We start from the raw sequence: 737 nt of genomic DNA, 5'->3' as shown, positions 1-737 counted from the left end.
CGAACACACGCAGAAAAGCGTTGAAATCGCACCGCATGCCAAGCTGTCGGTGCTGCTGTTTCTGACCGGTGCGGTGGTGATTGTGCTGCTTGGTCTGATCCCCGGCTTGCGCCCGCTGGTGGAAACCGCCAAGGGCCTTCAGCCGCTGTCGATGTCCGCCACCATTCAAATGGTGATGCTGAGTTTTTCCTGCATCATCGTACTGCTGTGTCGCCCACCGATTGATAACATCCTGAGCGGCACCGTATTTCGTGCCGGTGCGCTGGCTATCGTGTGCGCGTTTGGCCTTGCCTGGATGAGCGAAACCTTTGTCAGCAGCCATATTGGGCTGATCAAAGCGGAAGTGCAGACCCTGCTTCAGTCCCACACCTGGCTTATCGCCATCATGATGTTCTTTGTTTCAGCCATGGTCAGCAGTCAGGCGGCGACCACGCTGATCCTGCTGCCGCTCGGGCTGGCACTGGGGTTACCGGCTTATGCGCTGATTGGCTCCTGGCCTGCGGTAAACGGTTACTTCTTTATTCCGGTTGCCGGACAGTGCCTCGCCGCGCTGGCCTTTGACGACACCGGCACCACTCGCATTGGCAAGTACGTGCTAAACCACAGCTTTATGCGACCTGGATTGGTCAATGTGGTGGTTTCCGTGGTGGTGGGGCTGACGCTGGGCAAGCTGATTATCGGCTAATCCACGGTTCTACACCGCATAAAAAAACCCCCGGCGAGTTTCGCGCTCGCCG

Annotated in this window: 1 protein-coding gene; it reads left to right on the top strand. The window is 57.8% G+C overall.

Going from position 1 to position 737, the window contains the following annotated elements; translation table 11 throughout:
• Positions 1-685: anaerobic C4-dicarboxylate transporter family protein (locus J5224_RS32535; RefSeq protein WP_319802534.1), on the top strand; the 685-nt coding region annotated here is incomplete at its 5' end.
• Positions 686-737 lie beyond the last annotated feature (52 nt).

Source organism: Candidatus Symbiopectobacterium sp. NZEC135 (assembly GCF_025962695.1).
Note: the sequence above shows the minus strand (reverse complement) of the source record. Positions and strands in the feature narration are given on the sequence as shown.